At 38.3% G+C, this 21,839-nt stretch carries 20 protein-coding genes and 1 tRNA gene; 12 read left to right on the forward strand and 9 right to left on the reverse strand.

From position 1 onward, the window contains the following. Positions 1-29 precede the first annotated feature (29 nt). Together B3P16_RS07275 and B3P16_RS07280 are read left to right on the forward strand one after the other, a co-directional pair. Positions 30-1,436 (forward strand): hypothetical protein, encoded by a 1,407-nt coding sequence (locus B3P16_RS07275; protein ID WP_286842131.1) that lies wholly within the window; start codon positions 30-32, stop codon positions 1,434-1,436. 288 nt (positions 1,437-1,724) lie between these two features. Then, positions 1,725-2,804, forward strand: coding sequence for a fatty acid desaturase (locus B3P16_RS07280; protein WP_286842133.1), 1,080 nt, complete (start codon positions 1,725-1,727; stop codon positions 2,802-2,804). A 175-nt stretch (positions 2,805-2,979) separates the two neighbouring features. Here B3P16_RS07280 and B3P16_RS07285 read toward each other — a convergent pair whose 3' ends face one another. Together B3P16_RS07285 and B3P16_RS07290 are read right to left on the reverse strand one after the other, a co-directional pair. Then, positions 2,980-3,714: an SDR family NAD(P)-dependent oxidoreductase gene (locus tag B3P16_RS07285; protein WP_046675106.1), complete on the reverse strand. Its 735-nt coding sequence runs from the start codon at positions 3,712-3,714 to the stop codon at positions 2,980-2,982. Between the two features lie 225 nt (positions 3,715-3,939). After that, complete coding sequence (locus tag B3P16_RS07290; RefSeq protein WP_286842135.1) at positions 3,940-6,753, reverse strand: PAS domain S-box protein; 2,814 nt, start codon at positions 6,751-6,753, stop codon at positions 3,940-3,942. Positions 6,754-7,195: 442 nt separating this feature from the next. Here B3P16_RS07290 and B3P16_RS07295 point away from each other — a divergent pair, with 442 nt between their 5' ends. Further along, on the forward strand, positions 7,196-7,918 hold the full coding sequence (locus B3P16_RS07295; protein ID WP_046675105.1) for a ferritin-like domain-containing protein: 723 nt from the start codon (positions 7,196-7,198) through the stop codon (positions 7,916-7,918). Positions 7,919-8,038: 120 nt separating this feature from the next. Next, entirely contained in the window at positions 8,039-8,773 is a 735-nt protein-coding gene (locus B3P16_RS07300; protein ID WP_312440498.1) for a ferritin-like domain-containing protein, read from the forward strand. Between the two features lie 65 nt (positions 8,774-8,838). On the opposite strand, the gene B3P16_RS07305 is transcribed toward B3P16_RS07300, so the two are convergent. The 3 genes from B3P16_RS07305 to B3P16_RS07315 form a co-directional block, all read right to left on the reverse strand. Further along, positions 8,839-9,675, reverse strand: coding sequence for an anti-sigma factor (locus B3P16_RS07305; RefSeq protein ID WP_112375871.1), 837 nt, complete (start codon positions 9,673-9,675; stop codon positions 8,839-8,841). A gap of 2 nt (positions 9,676-9,677) precedes the next feature. Then, the gene (locus B3P16_RS07310; protein WP_112375870.1) at positions 9,678-10,244 is read right to left on the reverse strand and encodes an RNA polymerase sigma factor; all 567 of its coding nucleotides are present in this window, start codon (positions 10,242-10,244) and stop codon (positions 9,678-9,680) included. Positions 10,245-10,519: 275 nt separating this feature from the next. Beyond that, positions 10,520-10,849, reverse strand: a complete 330-nt coding sequence (locus B3P16_RS07315) for a hypothetical protein (RefSeq protein WP_286842137.1) — start codon at positions 10,847-10,849, stop codon at positions 10,520-10,522. 373 nt (positions 10,850-11,222) lie between these two features. On the opposite strand from B3P16_RS07315, the gene B3P16_RS07320 reads away from it, so the two are divergent. The 4 genes from B3P16_RS07320 (at position 11,223) to B3P16_RS07335 (ending at position 14,384) form a co-directional block, all read left to right on the forward strand. Then, positions 11,223-12,278, forward strand: a complete 1,056-nt coding sequence (locus B3P16_RS07320; protein ID WP_286842138.1) for a hypothetical protein — start codon at positions 11,223-11,225, stop codon at positions 12,276-12,278. Positions 12,279-12,425: 147 nt separating this feature from the next. Continuing rightward, positions 12,426-12,869, forward strand: a complete 444-nt coding sequence (locus B3P16_RS07325; protein WP_286726834.1) for a hypothetical protein — start codon at positions 12,426-12,428, stop codon at positions 12,867-12,869. 180 nt (positions 12,870-13,049) lie between these two features. Then, complete coding sequence (locus B3P16_RS07330) at positions 13,050-14,108, forward strand: hypothetical protein (RefSeq protein ID WP_115050138.1); 1,059 nt, start codon at positions 13,050-13,052, stop codon at positions 14,106-14,108. A 194-nt stretch (positions 14,109-14,302) separates the two neighbouring features. Further along, positions 14,303-14,384: transfer RNA gene (locus B3P16_RS07335), tRNA-Leu, on the forward strand. Positions 14,385-14,518: 134 nt separating this feature from the next. On the opposite strand, the gene B3P16_RS07340 is transcribed toward B3P16_RS07335, so the two are convergent. Beyond that, the gene (locus tag B3P16_RS07340) at positions 14,519-14,902 is read right to left on the reverse strand and encodes a hypothetical protein (protein WP_046675100.1); all 384 of its coding nucleotides are present in this window, start codon (positions 14,900-14,902) and stop codon (positions 14,519-14,521) included. Between the two features lie 239 nt (positions 14,903-15,141). Further along, positions 15,142-16,110, reverse strand: a complete 969-nt coding sequence (locus B3P16_RS07345) for an ROK family protein (RefSeq protein WP_046675099.1) — start codon at positions 16,108-16,110, stop codon at positions 15,142-15,144. Between the two features lie 396 nt (positions 16,111-16,506). Here B3P16_RS07345 and B3P16_RS07350 point away from each other — a divergent pair, with 396 nt between their 5' ends. Further along, positions 16,507-17,799 (forward strand): DUF389 domain-containing protein, encoded by a 1,293-nt coding sequence (locus B3P16_RS07350; protein ID WP_112375866.1) that lies wholly within the window; start codon positions 16,507-16,509, stop codon positions 17,797-17,799. Between the two features lie 71 nt (positions 17,800-17,870). Here B3P16_RS07350 and B3P16_RS07355 read toward each other — a convergent pair whose 3' ends face one another. Further along, complete coding sequence (locus B3P16_RS07355; RefSeq protein ID WP_286842143.1) at positions 17,871-18,563, reverse strand: CPBP family intramembrane glutamic endopeptidase; 693 nt, start codon at positions 18,561-18,563, stop codon at positions 17,871-17,873. Positions 18,564-18,638: 75 nt separating this feature from the next. On the opposite strand from B3P16_RS07355, the gene B3P16_RS07360 reads away from it, so the two are divergent. Continuing rightward, on the forward strand, positions 18,639-19,076 hold the full coding sequence (locus B3P16_RS07360; RefSeq protein WP_286842145.1) for a helix-turn-helix domain-containing protein: 438 nt from the start codon (positions 18,639-18,641) through the stop codon (positions 19,074-19,076). A gap of 7 nt (positions 19,077-19,083) precedes the next feature. On the opposite strand, the gene B3P16_RS07365 is transcribed toward B3P16_RS07360, so the two are convergent. Then, on the reverse strand, positions 19,084-19,572 hold the full coding sequence (locus B3P16_RS07365; protein WP_112375864.1) for a hypothetical protein: 489 nt from the start codon (positions 19,570-19,572) through the stop codon (positions 19,084-19,086). Between the two features lie 161 nt (positions 19,573-19,733). On the opposite strand from B3P16_RS07365, the gene folE reads away from it, so the two are divergent. Beyond that, the gene (gene folE, locus B3P16_RS07370) at positions 19,734-20,405 is read left to right on the forward strand and encodes a GTP cyclohydrolase I FolE (RefSeq protein WP_115050134.1); all 672 of its coding nucleotides are present in this window, start codon (positions 19,734-19,736) and stop codon (positions 20,403-20,405) included. 66 nt (positions 20,406-20,471) lie between these two features. After that, positions 20,472-21,479 (forward strand): CobW family GTP-binding protein, encoded by a 1,008-nt coding sequence (locus tag B3P16_RS07375; RefSeq protein WP_070566891.1) that lies wholly within the window; start codon positions 20,472-20,474, stop codon positions 21,477-21,479. Positions 21,480-21,839: the final 360 nt, after the last annotated feature.

Genomic DNA, 21,839 nt, shown 5'->3' on the forward strand with positions numbered 1-21,839 from the left:
CCGTTAAATTTATCAAAAATTTAATTAACATGAAAAAGATATTTTTGACACTAGCCTTCATATGGGTCATTCTATTACAAAGTTATACTCAAGAAAAAAATAGCAAAGCATCAATAAGCAAGAGCATTCCATTAAACGCAGAACAATGGTCCTTCCAGCACGGAAAAGTTGATTTTCTAAACTTTAAAGGTCGTAAAGCAATGAAAATCGCTCCAGCATCTGGTCCGGTCGTGATTAAAGACTTAATTTTTAAAGACGGAACCATCGAGTATGATGTGATACCTTCAAAAACAGAGTTCGCCAGCGCCATTTATTTTCATCGAAAAAATGAAAAAGAACAGGAGATTGTCTATCTCCGAGTTCCTAAAATGGCTCATCCATTCGCTAATGAAGGCATTCAGTACTGTCCCATCTTAGACGGTGTCAACATGTGGGACATCTATCCCCAATATCAGGCACCTGCGGCTGCTAAAACAGAAGAATGGAATCATATTAAACTCGTCATATCAGGTGTGCAAATGCAGGTTTTTGTCAATAACAGCTTGAGATTGACCGTACCAAAACTCGAGGGACGAGAAAATACTGGAAGCATTGCCTTCGACGGCGATGCATACATCAGTAATATCGAGATTAAACCTAATGAAATTGAGAACCTACCGCAAGCCGAAGGTGTGGACCTGACCCGACATGAGGCCAATTATATCCGAAGTTGGTCGATAACCCAACCCACGACTTTGGAAGAAGGGCGAGAACCAACTACTTTTCGTGACCTGCCGAAAGACGAAGCCTTCACGGAAAAAATAGCAACCGAGCGGTATGGATTGGTAAACCTTACAAGACGCTTCGGTAGTGCCGAAAAGCGTCGGATAATATGGCTAAAAACTATTATTACAGCACAAGAACCTACATTAGCTAATCTCCAGCTCGGATTCTCAGATGAAATATGGCTTTACCTAAATGATCAGATTACCTACACAGACAAAAATATCTTTAGGCAGAATATGAAAAGGTATCCCGACGGAAGGATATCTGTACAGAACGGGAATACCCGCTTAAAACTTAAAAAAGGTGAAAACCAATTGCTCATTGGAATATCCAATGATTTTTATGGATGGGGATTGATGGCACGTTTAGAAAATATGGAAAATATTACCGCCATAGAACCTTATGAGGTAAAAAAACGGGCTATCGAACATATCGAGCGCTATTTGGGCACCTATGCTGCCGAGATATCGCCCGCATTTAAGCTCACCTTTGTACAGAAAGACAGTATGCTTATTTTAGAGGCCCCCAGTCAAGAAAATGTAGCGCTCGATTATCTTGGAAATGATCTCTTCAAAATGGGGCTTGGAATAGAACTTCAATTTACGCCTGACCTGAAACAAGTCGTAAGAAAAGAGAATGGGTTTGAGATGAAATTCATTAAAGAACAATAGTATAAAAAGTGTTAGAATATGGCCCTTAAAACTTTAAAAATAACAGGGACCTTATAGGGACTTCATACGGACCTTATAGGGACTTCATACGGACCTTATAGGGACCTCATTCGGATGAATAGCTATAAACTCCCTTTAAATTCCGTATCACTTTATGGTAAAATAAGCATTAATCGTGATGCCTTTGCTTATTTATATTATAGCTTCCAGCAAGCTATTTCGTCCTTCTCGAATAGCTTGATACATCTTAAGGATATGTTAAACTTTTCGTATTAACACTTTTTAACGATGTTAAATGGTAGCTTTAGCAAATATTATAATTTACATCAACCACAAATGCCCTTTTTAGACCATGTTCTGCAAGTTCCTACCTACGGATGGAAAGACAACGATGGAAACCTCGTAAAGCCAAGCAAAAAAGAAATTTTCAGCGAATTCTTCAAACGCCTCAATATTTTTAAAGATAAAAGAAATTGGTTACCCTTTTTTAGCTGGCTAAAAGTAGCTTGCCTCATCCCCTTTTTTATCATCTTTTTGGTTTACCATTTCAGTTGGTGGACTGTGTTAGCCGCGTTCCTGTACAGTATGATCGTTATGGGGACCCATGGAACGATATGGCATCATCGATTTGCGACACACGGCGCATTTAAATTCCGCAACGGTTTCTGGCGTTTTTTCACGCAGAATTTGACCATCAATGTAATTCCCGAAGAAATATATGTTATTTCACATCATGTTCACCACGCAAAATCCGATAAACCGGGTGATCCCTATAATGCCCAAGCTGGCTTTCTATACTGTTTTTTAGCCGATGTAAATCACCAGCCTATTGCTAAGAACCTTACGGAAAATTCCTATAACCGCGTCAAATTGCTTATGCGACACACGGGTGTAACAGCTAATAGTTATGCGCAATATCAAAAGTGGGGGTCGTACGTCAATCCTTCACATGCAATAGGATCCTGGATATTAAACTGGGCTTTTTGGTATGCCGCCTTTTATTTAATCGGTGGTCACGCACTTGCCTGTACACTCTTTGGAGCCGCCGGCTTTTGGGCAGTCGGTGTGCGCACATTCAACTATGAAGGGCATGCAAAAGGTGAGGACAAACAACGTGAAGGTATCGATTTCAATGAGAAAGACAAATCGATAAATCAGTTATGGCCCGGCATTGTAGCGGGTGAATGGCACAACAACCATCATTTATATCCTAAGAGTGCACGGAGTGGTTTTAAGCCTTATCAGATTGACCTCGCTTGGTGTTATATCAAAATGATGCATAAACTCGGCGCAGTCAGTAGTTATCGCGATGACAAGAAAAGATTTGATGAACAATATCGTATCCCATACCTAAAATCAAAAGAATAGTCAATCGTTGCATTTCGAAGCGATCTTGGTCCTTTTCCATTTAATGTAATAAAGTTTCAAATTTTATTTGAATCCGAATTGTAAAATCGACTTTGGAGACAGCGTCTTCTTTTATCGTCAGCATACTGTTCGGCGCTACTCATAAACATCGATAGCGCCGAACAATAGTGAACATCTAATTTTCTTGATGATAGAGATCAGAAAATATTTTTGATAATTTCGCAGGCTCTTCTCGCCATGCGGCATACATACCTTGTCCCATTTCATCCGGGACTATATCGAGGTTTCCGGCTGCGACACTTTCTACTATCTTTATTGCGATACGATCTGGATCTGGCATATCCCAATCACTTCCCTTGTTCATATCGGTATCAATTGCTCCCGGATTAACAGCATATACTGTCACATCCTTTTTAGCCAGTTCAATTCGAACAGATTGTGTAGCAGAATAAAGTGCTGCTTTGGAAGCAGCGTACCCAGCAATAGAAGGTAAAGGCGAATAGGCGGCAATCGAAACAATGTTGATCATGATAGATGGCCTATTCTTTATCAGAATTGGAGCAAATGCACGCATCATGTTTATTGTTCCAAAATAATTTACCTTCAGATCATTTTCCATCGCCAATACTTCTCCTTGTAGCATATTCCCTGGATTTAAGGTTCCTGCATTGTTAATCAGAATCTCAGTATCTGGGGCTGCTAGCGCACTCATTTCTACTTGTTTAACATCGGTAATATCTAGTTGCAGCGGTACGATTCGATGATCGTTGAATGCTGGCATATTTTTTAAATCCCGGCAGGTTGCATATATCTTCCCTGCACCGTTATTGAGCAATGCACTTACCAGTGACTTTCCTATCCCTCTATTAGCCCCTGTAATCAGGATGACTTTATCTTTAAAAATTTGCATGGTGTTTTATTTATTATCCAACACAAAGCTATCCAGAAAGATAATGCTGTAAAATCCGAAACTTGCGATAATAAACATGCTCTTGATACGCTAGAAATCAAAAATCATATTCAAAGGAAATCAGACACTTCATCATCGCCCTATCAAGAGAACCTATTAACTGTGCATAAATGGATAACTTAGGTCGTAAATACGGCTCATGCAACTTTGAGAGCTTACTTCAAACTAAGAAACGTTCACCTTTACTAAAGCTGTATACAGCTCCTCCGGCGTAAAGGGTTTGACTAACCATCTACTTATGGCCACGGAATGACATAGCTGTTCTATATCCTGCTGATTCGAACTAAAAATAGGAATAATGGTCGGCTCAGTATTGTTATCGAAATTTTTTTCACGAATATTCTGTATCGTTTCAATACCGCTGATGATAGGCAATTGATGATCGATCAAAATTGCATCAAAATGATGTCCCTTTTTTAATATCTGTAATACCTCAAATCCAGTTTTTGCATGCACGGTATTAATCTTCTTTAACGATAACATCCGATCCAAATCATTTCGCTCCGACTCTTCCTCTGCAACAATTAGTACATCCTTTATTTTTTTTAATCCATCCCACGCATTAATTTCCCAAACGGCGGGAACATTAATAGTGAAAAAGAAACGACTACCGGCACCAAAGGTACTCTCCAATTTCAATTCACTGCCCATCATTTTAAGCAGTTTATTCGATATTGTTAGTCCAAGGCCAGTTCCCCCATAACGTTTAGTCATCGAGTTATCTTCCTGTGTGAATGCATCAAATATCCGTTCCACATTGTCCTCTTTGATACCTATGCCTGTATCTTTGACGCTAAAGCACAGAACAGCCTGGGTGGCATCATGTGATTCTAATGTAATGCTGAGTTCAATGGTTCCCTTCTCGGTAAATTTTGTGGCGTTGCTCAATAAATTCATCAATACTTGCTTGATACGGAGGGCATCAACCCAAATATAATGTGGCACATCGGCCGCGATATTCAGATAAAACTCTAAATTTTTGGCTTTGATCTGCATATTGAGAAAGTTTGTCAGTTGAATAACCAAGTCCTGAAGATCCGTCTGTTCAACATCCAGTTCTAGTTTGCCAGCCTCAATTTTAGAGAAATCTAGAATGTCGTTTACAATTCCAAGCAATAAATTGGCTGATTGATCAACGATACTCAGATATTCCCGTTGAGTATCTTCAAGTGCTGTCCCAAGCAACAAATCGGTAAAGCCAACAATCCCATTCAAAGGTGTACGAAGCTCATGGCTCATATTTGCCAAAAATTGTGATTTTGCTGCACTTGCCTGTTCAGCTACTAATTTCGCCTTTTCTAGCTCTTCCCGTTGATGAATAATCCTGCTAATATCAGTTGCAATCGCAAGATAACCGATAACATTTTCGTTAATATCCCGAATAAATGTAACGGCTAAGGAAACATACAATCTAGATCCATCTTTTCGACAATAGGTCCACTCTCGCTGTTCAGCACCATGCAGCTCTGCCATATCTACAAAGAAACGAAGTTTATCTACCGAACGTCCTAATTCAACTTCCAGTTCCTTAGCTCTCAACACGAGCTCCTCTTTCAAATGAAAATGTTCAAGCCCCAATTTCCCAATGACCTCTTCACTGCGGTATCCCAAAAGGTTTTCCGCTCCTGTATTAAACAATGTGACTACACCAGTCGTATCGGTCGCGATAATAGCTACAGCGGAGGTTGCATCCAATACTTCTGAAAGCAGTTTTTTTGAATTCGAAGACTCTGCTTCGATGCGTTTACGCTTATCAATATCCTGAAAGGTACCGTATAAACGAACGCAATGGCCATTTTCAAAATCAGCATTTCCCAATGCACGTATCCACAGTTCATGACCAGCGAAGGTGACAATCTCAAGCTCCAAATCCCAAGCTTCTCCCGTAGCGAGTGCATGTTCAATGGCAGTCCGTATTTTATTCCTACTTGATCCCGCTTTATAGAACTGTAACGCAGTTGTTAGCTCTGGTTCATAGTCTTCGGGTACTTCATGAATTTCTCGCGTAATTTCGGACCAAACAATCTTCCCATCAGCAGGCGTATATTCCCAGCCTCCAATTCTAGCTACCCTTCCAGTCCGCATCAATGTTGCTTGGGCATGCTTCAGTTCCTTTTCTAGAAAATGCTGTTCCGTAATATCCACGGCATTGCCAATCACATAGGGTATTTTGTTCCCATTGGTCTGCAAAATGTTATTAAACATCCAGATACGCGTCTCACCCGAGCGTGTCAAGGTTCGCATTTCTCCTTTGATTGTTCCGCGTTGAACAATTGCGCCCAGATAGTCCTGTAAATTCTTGTGCCCCTCCGATGGGACAATATCAAAAAGTGATCGTAACTGAATCTCCTCCCGTGTATAGCCCAAAGTCTTGGCTCCAGCTTCATTGACGGCTATAAAATTGCCCTTCAGATCATGCGTACACATAAGTCCCTGAGAGTTATCGAAAAATGCTTTCAGTTTTTGTTCACTTTCTTTATACTTTTCTTTTTCTTTTCTGTTGACAATAAGCGCGACAACCTCATCCCGAAGAAGGGTTAGGATCTCTTTTTGATGCTGATCGAGCTGCCTTGGAACACGATCAATAACACATAAGGCCCCTAAGGCATATCCGTTGGGATCGATTAATGGTAATCCAGCATAATAACGAATGTTTGGTTCTAAGGTAACGAGTTCATTCGATTTGAAGCGATCGTCTTTTTTGGCGTCCTCAACTTCCATCAGCTGATCTTCTTCCAGCGTATATTGGCAAAAAGAAACATCGCGCGTTGTTTCGTCTATCTCCAAGCCAACCCGCGATTTAAACCACTGCATATCCTTATCCACTAGTGAAATCAATGAGATGGGTGTACCGCACACTAGTGATGCAATTTTCGTAATGCGGTCAAACTCTTCCTCGGCTGCTGTGTTTAAAATTTCGTATTCATGCAACACGCGTATCCGATCTGATTCATTCTTTGGCGATAATTTAGCGTTCATTCAAAAGCCTGTATTGTTAATAATTTTATCTTCGAAGTCTTTATAGGTCCAAATGTATAGCATGCGCTAACGTACAAATAATATTTCACTAATCTTTAACGATTGATTTGAATCATTCCAATGCCCAATTAATATCGATTTGGTTTTAACTTTTCTTAGTCTATCGTAAAAAGTAGAAAACCAGCGGTAATAGCATGATAAAATATAATCATGAACACCGCTGTGTTAAAATAGTTTTAAATAAAAAACAAACTATTAGATTAAAAGATCACCGATAATAAGCGCCGTTCTGCCTTCGGTTCCCAAAAGGGAGAAGATTATATCGGTTTTTCAATGCCAAAAATATATTTTAAAAAAAAAGAATTTATGAAATCCAAGCTTTCCAAAAAGTCGTAAATGGGTATAAGTACAGAAAAAAATTATAAACTAAAAGACTTTTGTTATGGAAAAGATAACCTCCCACAACGAAACACTATTGAACTCCAATAGTGACATGGACAAAAGAGATCTCAGACGAAGAGATTTTTTAAAATATGCAGGAGCCAGTGCTGCTACATTAGCCATCCTGGGTATGTCGAGCTGCAAAAAAGACCACGATGATGGCATGGATAACGGTGGTAAGGGCATGTACTTTGGTAGCGGCGACATTGCCATCCTAAATTATGCCTATGCACTTGAACAACTTGAAGCTGCATTTTATATCCAGCTAGTCAACAACCCCTATAGTGGCATGACGGACATGGAAAAAACTTTTTTTACGGATATCCGTGATCATGAAATTGCTCATCGTGAGTTTTTCAAGGTAGCCCTAGGGGCCAAAGCCATTTCAAGTCTTGAATTTAATTTAGGCGGTATCAATTTCAGCAGCCGCGAAACGGTACTGGCAACAGCAAAAACATTTGAAGATCTTGGCGTTTCGGCCTACAATGGTGCTGGATGGTTAATAAAAGATGTCAATTATTTACTGTTGGCTGGCAAGATCGTGTCTGTTGAAGCTAGACATGCCGCCTGGGTCAGGGATATGATCGACAATGGTAGCTTTGCCAATCAGGAAGTAGTGGATTCAAATGGTCTTGATGTCGCAAAGAGTCCAAGCGTTGTCCTTAGTGCCGCAGCGCCATTTATTAAATCCAAGATTGATGTGAGCGATCTACCAACTTATTAATTCACCTAAAAACTGATTATCATGAATCTCTTAAACGTTTTTGAACAAATAAATGCTGTAGATCCTGAATTCAGCGATCGCATCAGCCCTCGTCGCGAAGCAATTAAAAGTTTGGCTTCAATGAGCAAAAAAATAACTTTGGCTGCCCTGCCCTTTATGATAGGTGAGCTCTTTAAAAAAGCTTATGGTGCTACGGCTCCCACAGATGTCAATGGAGTACTCAACTATGCGTTGACTTTGGAATATCTCGAAGCAGAATACTACACTATGGCTGTTGCCAAAGCAGGTCTTATCCCCACAGGTAAACCACTCGGTGCGATAACCACCATTCGTGACCATGAAATTGCACATGTGAATTTTCTTAAACAGGTATTAGGCAATAAAGCTGTTTCAAAGCCAACCTTTGATTTCACCGCTGGGGGGACTTTCGGCAATGTTTTCAGTGACTACGACACATTTTTAGCTATCGCACAAGCATTTGAAGACACCGGGGTAAGAGCTTATAAAGGGCAAGCGGGAATTTTACTCGGCAATCGTGTTGTACTGACTGCGGCGCTTCAGATCCATTCTGTTGAGGCACGACATGCCTCTCATATCCGCCAAATGCGTCGTGCTCGCGGAGGTGGAGCTGCCAATCAAAAACCTTGGATTACAGGAAGTAATGACAGTGGTATTGGCGCAGTTGTCGATCCGGTATATGCAGGCGAAAATAATATAACACAAGCGGGAGTGGATATTACAACATTGGCAGGTGCCATGGGGAAAATTTCGACCAATGCAGCAACCCAGTCTTTCGATGAACCTCTAACTGCAGAAGCTGTACTTAATATTGCAGGTCTTTTTATAAAATCCTAACAAAAGACGTAGTTTACCTGTTTTTAGCATGTCCTGATCGGTTTATCCCATCAGGGCATTGTTTTTTATATACTCCCCATTACACATAATGCTGTGAGTGTCGGTACATCTTTGCCGCCTTCATCTTCGAGGGTAATAGCAAAAGCCTGGGCCTTTGGAATATCCAGCATCTTACTTGCTGTATCTCCTTTTAAGTCAAGTGGAAAAACACCGGCATTAACAGGTTTACCATCGACCATTGCCCACAGTTGATATTGCTTACCTTTGGGTGCAACAGGCATGTGCTCAATACTCAGATAAACCGTCTTTGATACTTGATCCCAGAATACCAAAGCAAGGTAATCGGGTTTAGTTTCTACCCCCTTCAGAGGGATTGTTTTTATTGCTGGATTTTGAACGAGAGCCCATTTATCCTGTAGGGTAGCAAGTTTTGCCTGCTCAGCATCAAGTAAGGACGTCGTCTGATTTAGCTTATTCGCTGTATCTTGTTTACGTTGATATAGGAAGATATTAGCACCAATACTAACGGCTAACAATAGGCTTGCAGCAATAGTCCACTTGTATGATCGAGCAACAAGCGTTTTCTTTTCGGTATCCATAACAATTACGTCGTTATGGTCCGTAGAAGAAGGTACTAATGTTTCATCAATTTTATGATCTTCGTTTGGTACTAGATTTTCTGCAATGAGTTTATTCCATATATCCTGTTTTAATTGCATAGGCATCTCTATCGCTTGGCTATCGGCCAAATCTTCGAGTGCAATCTCTGCTTCGATGATGGCTTGTTCCACTTCGCTATTATTTTTTCGAATACAATTCAAGATGCTCACTTCCTCTTCAGAAGCAAGTCCCAAAACGTACGATTCAATAATCCCCGACGATATGTATGCTCTAATATCCAAAACTAGCGGTACTCTTTTAGTAATTGTTGTAATTGTATAAAAGCTGCCCTGGTACGTGTTTTTACTGTTCCTAGCGGCACATCAAGCTGTTCAGCGATTTCTTGTTGTGTATATCCTTCATAGTAGGCCATCTCAATCAAGATTCGCCATTCCGGCTTCAATTTATCTAAAATATTTTTAAATCCAATAAAATCTGCTTTCGTGTGTTGTTCGCCCTGACTTAGATCTTGTTCTTCCTCCCTATTTACGATATTTGAGAGCGGTTGGTTTTTCTGCTCGTTTACGATAGCTTTTGATTTTCGATGATCGAGGGCTGTATTGCGGGCAATGTTAATCATCCAGGTATAAAGGCGGCCTTTTTCTGCATCGAAAACATCGATATATCGCCAAATTTTGACGAATACATCTTGGATGACTTCTTCCGCATGCTCCGTTGAGACCACGATACGACAAACCACACCAAAGAGTGCATCGGCATAGTGATCATAAAGATAACTAAAAGCCTGTTGATTCTTTTTTTTCAATAAAAGAATCAATGTTTCTTCAGAAAGGTTGTGTAATGGACTCAAATTTTACGTTTATAATACGCTAAAGATGAAAATTAAAAATTTAAAAAAAAAGCAGCAAAGACAAAACAAGTTAAAGTACCTATAAAACGGGTTAAAATACCTAATATAAGTTAGCCTATTTTCTGTTAATCCTCATTATTATTTATATTTTAATACGCAATGCATGATTTGCTTCCACCATATCGTACTAATTTACTCTTTTTTGTATTTCTATTTTCAATGCTAGTTTTTCATGATTTGATTCCGCCTGGGAGGACGAATCACATTTAAATCTATTAAAATCTGTCTAAAGCTTTATTTTGTCGGACGAATTTTCCTTGGAAATTGGATTTATCGACCATTTCACATGTAGCCAAGTAAAATTCGTCAATTAGCTGAATAATCAAGTCATTCTTTACGTTATGTACAGCTATACCTGCCCAATTTTTGGAGGGAAGATACTTACTCCGAGTCCATTGAACAGGCTGCACTATTTGTTTTTCTGAACGCAACCATTCTAATCCACTATCATTGAAATATATCTTTTCATTTGACAAATCCATCACGATGAAAGGTCTTTTCTTAAAATAGAAAATACTCATATCAAGATCTGCAATTACATTCATTCGAATATGTTTTTTGAGATGCATATATGCATTTATACGGGTTAGTGTTGACATCTATTTATCTTATTGGCTATAATAAAATCATCATAAATTTCCATGAACATTCAAAGCAGGCGAAGTGTTCATCAGACGAGAATCAAAGATATTAGAACCAGCGGTCTAAGTGGGGTATATTTTGTTCTAATAGGTGGAAAAAAAATGTTAATGTAAGTTGAAAATACGACGGATAAAACCGCTAATTTACCAAGCGAAAGAATATGTGTTAGTTTGCCCCATTACAGGTTTCGGCGAATCGTAAAATGCCTGCACGGATTGTAAATACCACCATTGAACCAGTGTTACAATGGTTTAAATTTGATAAACAACAAAAGATATGCGGAAAGAAAGTAAAAGCACGTCATTCATTAAAAAAATTCTAGGCTTAATTAGTCTTATCCTTATGGTAACAAATAGTAAAGCACAGCAAGTCACGCACTATTTTCCAAACGGAAAAGACAAGGCAAAGACCATCAGTGGACAGTATGGTGGTAATAGCGGGATTTGTCTTTTTGAAGATGGCAGATTTCTGTTATATGGTTATGCTACATCTGTTTTCGGCTTCTATGTTTTTGAAAAAGACTACCTGCTTTTCTATCCAGATGAAGCCCCTTTATTTCAACTGTATGGGCGTCACAAGCCTAATTTCACAGACAGTACTTGTATCAATTTGGCAGGTTTTGAAGAAGGTAAAACCTATGTACAATTTGATAATGACAGTACACATCGGGTTTTCAATGACAAGGCAAACTGTTTCAGCCCCCCTTTTGTTCATCAGGAATCCAAACCGGTTCAATCGCTTAAGTTTATTGTACAAAATCAGTATATGGAAGATGATAGCACTTATCAAGTCTTTCAGTATAGCAATGAAGGAAAATTCAATGATTTTATAGCTGCTTATAACAAGCCCCAACGTGCACGTCAAAATTTCAGCGCTTACCTATATTTGGCTGAAGGTAATAAATTAGCCATCAGGCTCTCCAATTATGGCGGAGAAAGAGGTTTTTTAAGAGAAAATCAAGACGGTTCAAATCAAGAGCATTGGAACGAAATATTGACCATGAAGAAAGATTATGATCAGGCAAACTATATCGACCCCATAGAAATATTTAGCAATGCACATTACACAATATTTTACCCTGACCTCGAACAGTACATTTTAGATCCTGTCACCAAAAGATATATCAGCAAGTTTGCATCAGACAATGAAGCTTTTTTTGCGGGAAATCCTGAGCAAGACGATCGGTATTTAAATAAGTACATCCGGCAAGGTATGTCCTTTCTGCAAGATGAAAGATTCGATAAATCAAAACTAGCTAAGACCAGCTTATTCTTTACGAGCTGTGACGAACCTGAAAAATCATATCATTATGAAAATGGATCACAGCAATAATCGCTCAAAAGCCACAGCAATGATTCAAGTGGGAGCTTAGCGCTATTAAGAGTCGAAAGATTAGCACGTTTTCTTAAATATGGCTTAATTTTGGTAGTAATGACTAGATAACTGGATAACATTTATACTAGTTTTATTTCGGTAAAGATGATGAATTATAAAACGCTTATTATTGGACTAGGATTCTGTTCGCTAGCGGGTTGTGCAACGCAAAAGGAAAATATTGGAAATAGAACAGAGAGAGAAAGTGTATCCTTAGCTGAGGGGCAAAGAAAATCATTGCGAGAATATCCGATCAAGATCAAATTTAATGGTATTTCAGAAGATAGCCGTTGCCCTGAAGGCGTCAACTGTATCTGGTCTGGAGTTGCAGTAGCAGAAATTGAGATCGCAGAAAAAGCAACTAAACCCACGACAATAAAGCTCGCAACAATAGACCTACAGGATAGAGGTTACCAAAGAACTGCCAACACCAACGGATATACCATTTCATTACAGGATATCGCCCCTTACCCGAACAAGGAACAAGGGACACAAACGCTACGGGGTAACTACAAAATCGCTGTTATTGTACAAAAAACTGTAAAATAAGCCCGCAGCGGTTCACTATGCGCCAACAATCGTCCTATGGAAATAGTCATTGAAAAATGACCCGATTCTATTAAAGAATGACCCAATTTTTAAAAACACCAATACATATATTTTAATTATATGCATGGATACTTATTGGTTCATTCCTTGAAAAATAATACCTTTGCCAAAACCTCATTTATGAAAAAGTTTTTTAAATTTATTAAGATTACATTTTTTTCTATACTGGCTATTATCGGGCTATTATTCCTCTATTTTTTCATTTCCAATCGGATATTTATAGGAAATACCAACGCGGAAAATATAGCGTACCTCAAGCTTCATAAAACGGAGATTAAGGATCGTATTGTAGATTCTCTATTCGACAATAGTTTCTATAATTCGGATATTTTTTTACTCGGGGAAATTCATGGCTACGCAGACAATCAAAAGTTGGACAAAGAGCTGTTATTTTATTTGAACAAAAAGCTCGGTGTTAAATATTACATTGCTGAGATGGATAGTACAAATGCCAACAAACTAAACAGCTTTTTATCCAAGCCGCTAAAAGATAACGCCCTACTGAAAGATGTGGTTCGCTCCATTCGCAAACGTATCCCGCAACAGTCTAGTTTAGAGCTATATCAAAAATGGGTCGAAATTTATGATTATAACCGCCACCTTGCCGATTCGGCAAAAATCACTGTTATTGGCATAGACAAAAGCTTTACAGCGGATAAATCTGACGTATCCAGGGATTCAGCTATGCTGTTAAATTTGGAAAATTATATTAAAAATCACCATATTGATGGTCAAAAACTATATGGACTATTTGGTTTTTTTCATGTTTTACAAAAAGGAAAGGATGCAACCAATGATCCTTTTGCTACACGCTTGAAAAGTAGCGGCTATAAAGTATCTAGCTTTGTTAGTTATACCATTGCTAGTGAAATGTATCTTCCAAAGAATCCTCAATTTCCAACCCCTGAAGATGAAAAAGTAGATTGGGTAAATGCAGATGGCCCACTTATGCTCGTGAAAGGCATTCAGGATCTAAAAGAATTAAGTCGACCAAATAGTATATCGTTATTTAAACTCAATGCAGCACATTCACCCTATGCTACTTCTCAAGATTTAATAACTGTAAAATCACGGCTTTTTGGCGAAAATATCATACCTGCTGAAACGAATCATACAACAGACTTCTTTCAATATGTATTTTTGTTACGAAATTCAAAGGCCTTAACAAAACTTGATTAGCACAGCAAGCATTTCATCAAAAAATTGGATAAACAAGCCGTCTGCTGATCACATGATTAAAGAAACAAGGATCCTATTGAAAAATATTCCATTCATAAACAGGATGATCCGTATTTAGGAGGAGGAATCTCGCTTATCGATTTGCAAGATAGCACTTTGGTTTTTATATTTGCGACATCATAAGAAATCCTAATGCGGAAGTGGCGTAATTGGTAGCCGCACCAGACTTAGGATCTGGCGCCGCAAGGCGTGGGGGTTCGAGTCCCTTCTTCCGCACTTATCAATATCCCAAGCTTTCAGCTTGGGATTTTTTTTTGACCAGTACTTTTTGATGCTAAGTTATCACCATTGAGGGTATAATTTCTTGAAGCAAACAGAATAGATTAGCGATAATATGTCGCGTCAAGAATTTAAGCCGCCCAGTCAAATGGTTTTGTACAAGGGTCACACTCATATTTCAACACTTTTCCTAAGCTTTTCGCTTTTTTACCTTTTTTTACGAACACATAAGCCAAGTCTACATATTCCTCTACTTCGGCCCCACTTTCATCCCGTCCTTTTACAACCACAGAATAATATTTTCCATCCGGATATGCCTTGAAATATACTTCTTGAACAGTAATCTTTTTGGGTATTTGATTATCACAACAGCTACACCATAAAATAACGATGGGTTCTTTTTTAAGGTATGCAACGGCCGTTTCGGCTTGCTTTTGTGTCAAGGCCTGAAGTTGATCTGCTTTTGAGAATAAAGCTGTACACAGCAACAGAAGGAGAAAAATGGTCTTTTTCATTTGGAATAGTGTTAAGTTTAAAAGAACTTATTAGCAAAGACTATGCCTTTAGCTTCTCAAAAAAAGATAACAGTCGCTATAATAAATTAAATGGTCAGTTATTTCTCCATAAATCCCCGACAACAAGATCATATGTATTCTGTGAAAGTGCCGTTGTATTTTAGCGATTTAACCAAGTTGTTCTCAAAACACAACAGTCCCGATAAGCGGTAATTCTGCCTTGAGAACAAACCAATATATTATTTTTCCCAGACCAATGCGCTTGCACCAAGAATAGCAGCGTCAGCCTCTTCCAATTCACTAAAGACCAGTTTAACTTTGTTTCTAAACAAAGGAAAAAGGTTTCTTTCCATATGGAGTTTCGCGGGTTTTAAGATAAAATCACCGGCCTTAATTACTCCTCCAAAAAGTAGAATTGCTTCAGGAGAAGAAAACATCACAAAATTTGCTAATGCTTCACCTAGTTTCTGCCCAGTATACCTAAATACCTCAATGGCTATCGCATCCCCTTTGAGCGCACATTCATGAACTGTCTTCGAATTGATCGCGTCCTCAGGGAATTGATTCAACATCGATTCCGGAAATTCGGCCCGCATTTTCTTGGCTGTAATGGTGATTCCCGTAGCAGATGCATAAGCCTCTAAACTTCCTTCAGAACCCGTACTCCAATGTTTTCGTCCTCCTGGTTTGACAATGGTATGGCCCAATTCGCCAGCAAAGCCATCGTGTCCATAAATAAGCTTCCCTCCGGCCACTATGCCGCTTCCTACTCCCGTGCCTAAGGTAATCATAATAAAATCTTTCATGCCGCGTGCCGCACCAAAAAGCATTTCACCATAAGCAGCGGCATTTGCATCATTGGTAATGGTGCAGGGAATCTTAAATTTGGCCGTCATTAAATCGCTAAATCGAATCACACCTTTCCAAGGGAGATTGGGAGCGTGGTCTATTGTCCCAGTGTAATAATTAGCATCAGGCGCGCCGACACCAATTCCATCAAAGCTTTGTTCACCACCAAATGCTTCAATTAAGGGATAAGCTTTCTCGTACAACGCATCAATAAACTCTTCCACCGTTTGATAAGCATCTGTTTTTATGCTTCCTTTTTCAAGTACTTCGCCCCGATGATTGACCACACCAAATTTTGTATTGGTTCCACCGATATCTATTCCCAACGCCACGCGTTTTGATAAATCTATTAATGACATTTCTCTTCCGTGTTTCTAAGTTCTAAAATTACTAAAAGATAATATTTTATAAGGAATCAACAAAATCTTCTTCACAATTATCCATAAATAGCATGCTAATCCCCTTTGAAAAGCCGATCTACCGACCACCAGATCAACCTAACTTAAAAAATTTAAATGTGCTAAATACCCGATAAATATGAGGTAAAATAAAGTATCAGCAACCTAAAGCAGACAACGATATCTGCCGGTCACCCGGGATTTCAGCCAAATGAAAAATGGATTTCACGTTATTAACGAGTGTTTTTGTCCGTAAAGACTTTGTATAGCAGAATTACGACAGAGGACTAAAATCGGCATAATTTTAGCGTCTTAATAATTGCTGAATAATTGCTGAGCCGCTATATTAATACGCTAATGAATAAAATATTGAGATTTTTCGATCTACATCAGGGAGAAGACCGAAAGGAGGCTGTTCTAGAAAATGTTGTGAGCAATATCTCTTTTCGCGGTGCTAATGCATGGATTCTAGCATGTGCAATTGTGGTTGCATCTGTAGGGCTAAATGTAAATTCTACAGCGGTAATTATCGGTGCTATGCTTATATCTCCATTAATGGGCCCGATTGTTGGAGCTGGATTTGCGTTGGGGACATTTGATTTTCCCCTCTTAAAAAAATCATTAAAAAATCTATTGATAGCAACTTTAATAAGCTTAGTTGTTTCTTATATTTATTTTCTTTTAAGCCCCTTCAAGGAAGCGCAATCCGAATTATTAGCGCGTACATCGCCCAATATCTATGACGTAATGATTGCACTATTTGGTGGTTTAGTAGGGGTTATCGCTATTACTAGGGTAGACAAAGGTAATCCTATTCCTGGCGTTGCCATAGCAACAGCCTTGATGCCCCCACTTTGTACTGCAGGCTACGGATTAGCTATCGGTAATCTCAGTTATTTTGCGGGTGCTTTATTTCTATACATCATCAATTGTGTTTTTATCTGCATTGCTACATTTATCATTGTCAAATATTTGCGTTACCCCAAAACTCATTATATCGATAAAAAACGCGAAAAAAGAATTACTCAAAGTATTACCATCATCACGATTATTCTTGTATTGCCAAGTGTCTATTTTGCATACAATCTACTGCAAGAAAAAAAATACACCAGCAAGGTAAACCAATTTGTTCAACAGGAACTCAGCAACAAAGGTTACACCGTTATCTATGAAAAGCTGGAGATGAATAGTAATCCAAAGAAACTTGAACTTGCCTTTTTATCAAAAAAATTCAGTGACAAAGAGGTAGAATCTTTACAGCGTGTAATGGAATCATTTGGTATTACCAATACTAACCTTGTCATTCATCAGGATAGTTTAGATTTAAAATCGAGTATTCTAAGCGAAATAGACAGACGTACAGCAGCTGTAAGTGAAAAGGATCTCACGATACGCGCCCTAAACAATGAATTAGCGAAATACCAGTTGGCCAGTCCGCAACTTGATCGCGATATCGCTGTATTATTCCCCGAACTGAATTCCTATAGCATTGGTGTCCAACAACATTATGCAAAGGCCGATAGCGTCGCCAGGATCGTAGCATTTATATACGCTACCAAGACCCCACTTCCATTAGCGCAACACGAAAAATTACAACAATGGTTGCAAAATCATTTTCCTAAAGATAGTGTAGCGATTATTAGTCAATAGTAGGCAATCCATCGGAAAATATATTTTTAATAGCATCTGCTCAACAAGCAAGTAATGGAAAAATTAAAAGATCAGGACCAGCCATTCGTGTTTTTTAACGATTTAAGGAAAATATAACACAATACTGGAAAGCCTACATAGTAAATAACGACAATGAACAGCGGAAATATTCCTTCAGGTCTAACCGGATCGACGGCATGAGCTTTTACCAAAAGTTGCAATCCAATATTTTTTTCCTTTGAGAATACGACCATTGTTGTGAAATTATAAGCAAAATGCAAAGCAATTGGAAATATTATTTTACCTGTTTTTATACATATACGTGCTAGTAAATAACCAAATACACCCGTCGACATAAAAACTCTTGACATTTCAAACACATGTCCGATTATGCCATATGAAAACCAGTGATAAACTCCAAAAGCTATGGCTGTTATGAATGCAGCTTTTGTCTTCCCAAAGCGACTGACTAGCATATACAATAGAGCTCCTCTAAAGATCAATTCTTCAAATATAACTGCTTTTGATACATAATAAAGACTTCGAAAAAAATCTCCAAATGTATACTCTGGGTTAAACTTATAAGGATTTTCTACCAAATAGGCTATTCCTAAATAGAGGATAACCAAATAAAACATTGGTACAACCAAACTTAAAAATAACGGTTTGCCTTTCGCATAAAAGCCCAATACCTTAAGGTCCTGGTGACAGAAGTGTTTTAGTAAAAACCAAGAAACCAACAATTCAATAACAATAGCAATCATACTTTTTTTCTACAAAGCTATAGCCTTAAATCATTTAATTTTACGACATTTGAATACGTCGCAAAATGCCGTAAGATGACCAATAAATCAAGTAAAGAAAAAATTGCACTTCTGATCAAAAAAGCACGTATAAACCGAGGCTACTCACAACAGCAACTTGCTGATCTGGTCAAGCTTAATCTGCGATCCGTACAGCGTATTGAAAATGCTGAAGTCCTTCCAAGGGCCTATAACCTAAATCTTATAGCAAGGGAACTTGAGCTGGATATAGCAGTACTGAAAGAGGAAAGCAAGATTTCAGATACAGCTGAACCTGACCAAATCAATAATACATTTAATAAACCTCGAAAACTCATACTAAGTATCGGTATCGGATTGATTGGTATTTTATTAATAGCCGCCTTTCTATCACAATCAAGTGGTTTCCCGGAAACAAGCTTTGAACTGTTTTTGTTGCTTGCTTTGGTTGTTGTGGTTTATGGGATCATACTTTGGACCATTTGGCGTAGTTAACAATCTACTACTTTACGATAGATGCATCTTGTATAAAAATTTCAACCCGAGTCCTGTCTTTTTCGTTAAGCTTGACATATCCTTTTAAAGTAATAGGGTTCTCCTTCAACCAAATTTTATCGTTGTTAGCCAACGTAATCTCTACCATCGGTGGAATTCCATTTTGCCCACAAAACATGCATTGTAAAACAGGTAAAACGGACAATAGGAACCTGTTATGTCGGAGACCTGCCTTGAGCGGCACCATATACCCCTGAAGTTCCACCTTCATGCCATCCATTTTTGCAAGCTTACTGGGAAAAAATGGCGTGTATATCGTTTTCCCATTTTTCTTGTTCACTTTATACAACATGGTATCAAAGGTTTTCCAAACTTCATTCATGAGTGGCTTATGGTCTGCTAAATGCTGAGATTCCAACCCCGTTTGTGCCAAGACTGAATAACACTCTCCACCTAAAAAAATGAATAAAAAAACAAGAGTAAATTTCTTAAACATAGCCTATTAAAGATGTGACAATCAAATATAGTGAAAAAACATTACATGCAACTAAATTGCATTTACTACTTTTTCACTATATTTATAAAAATAAGTTAACAACTCCTAATTGCAGGAGCCTTCGTATATCTAATCAGCGTACACTAACAAAGGAATTATTTATGAACACATCATTAAAAAGAGACATCTCCTCCCCTATCGAAAATCTAGGCGATCTTCATATCATGACTTCGATTGATACACCTATGCGACATGATGCATTTACACGAACCGACAGCGAGAAAATTAAAAAGATCGCGCAGCTTTTTCAGGATATCATGCATGAACTAGGCCTTGACCTCCAGGATGATAGTCTCAGTGGAACCCCCTATCGTGTGGCTAAAATGTATATCAATGAATTGTTCTATGGCCTCAATCCAGCCAATAAGCCCCAACTTTCCACATTCGAAAATCGATATGGTTACAACAAACTATTGGTTGAGAAAAATATACGTGTAAATTCAGCCTGCGAGCATCATTTTCTGCCAATTGTGGGACGAGCGCACATTGGTTATATAGCAAAGAAAAAAGTAATCGGATTATCAAAGATAAATCGTGTAGTAGATTATTACGCACACCGCCCACAGGTACAGGAACGGCTTACGTTACAGATTTTTAATGAACTTAAATCGACCTTAGAAACGGATGATATTATTGTGCTCATTGACGCAGATCATCTCTGTGTATCAGCACGGGGAGTTAAAGATACGACCAGTAGTACAACTACCATGGAGTATAGTGGGATATTCGCATCGGAAAGTCAAAGAAATGACTTCTTTAATTTATTGAAATAAGATACCATATGGAATAATTTTCCATGTACTTCTGATAATTATAGATCGCATATTTAATCATAAAAAATGAATAAAAGTCATGCTCGCCCTGTCACGATACTGACAGGCTTTTTAGGTGCAGGAAAGACTACTTATCTAAACGCCCTAATGAAATCATATCCGAACAAACGTTTTGCTATTATCGAAAATGAAATCGGCCAACTCAACGTTGACAGCATGTTACTGACTGAAAATTACGGACAACTTGTTCCACTTCAGGAAGGCTGTCTCTGCTGTACGCTAAATGACGAGCTCTATAGTTCGCTTGAATTACTTTATAAAAAACAAGATAGTTTTGACGAGTTGGTTATCGAATGTACTGGTTTAGCCATACCGACTGCAATTATAGAGCCCTTTACGACGCACCCGATATTCCATAACTACTTCCCTTTAAAAAAAATTATTTGTCTCGTAGATGCCGCTCTTGTCGAAGATCAGATCAAGGAAAGAGATGAAGTACTCAGACAAATTATGGCGGCTGACGCCATCATCATTAATAAAACCAACGATGTACACCCAACTTATCTAGATTCGCTGTACAATTATTTAGCGAACCTAAATCCACTTGCAAAAACTTTATATTCGAAAGGAACAATGGAATTTCCTTTTGAAATAATTGAAGATATAGTGTACACAAAGAAAATAGAAACGTTTTCTTTTCTCAAAAACCTGTCCCCCAATAAGACGACAATATTAGGTCAATCGAGTTTCGGAAAATCACATCTCAAAGATATTTCGACACGAATCTACACCTTTGCCGAAGAGTTTAATTTCGTCAATTTATTCCTTGGTTTGAGCAAGCTTGTCGGAAAATATACAAACAGAATCTACAGGGTAAAAGGAATCGCATTTAAAAAAAATAGCGACAAAAAAATCATTATTCAAGCTGTAGGTTCTCGTATCGAAATGAGTTATGGCAGCCAATGGAAACAGGAGGATAAAAAGTTGAATACGATGGTTTTTATCGGGAAAGAACTGGACAGTCTGTATATAGAGCGCCTTCTCACAAGACTACTGGAAAATCATTCCAATTAATAAGAGGTAAATACCATCATCGATGTACGATGTCTTAGAATTGCTGCGCTCGATAGTGAATTCGCGCACGGCTTTTCTAAATTCCACTGTGGAAGCTTTAAGGTGATTAATTAATCTATCAATTTATGTAGATTTATATTTCAGCCGCGCTCCAAAGAAATGCAATCATTTCCTGACGAACCAGCATACGATACTTGCATTCGGAAAGAAATTTGGATTCTATTGAGGTAGCAGTTAACAGATCGCATTAAAAATCATAGGTCAATGTATAATAAAATTATAGATTATGCACAGATTTACTTGTTGCTGAATTAGAATTTTCCGTCATTTGTGTAAATGATTTTTTTAGCTTAAAAAAAA

Source organism: Sphingobacterium sp. UBA7631, from assembly GCF_002483935.1.
Taxonomy (GTDB): domain Bacteria; phylum Bacteroidota; class Bacteroidia; order Sphingobacteriales; family Sphingobacteriaceae; genus Sphingobacterium; species Sphingobacterium multivorum.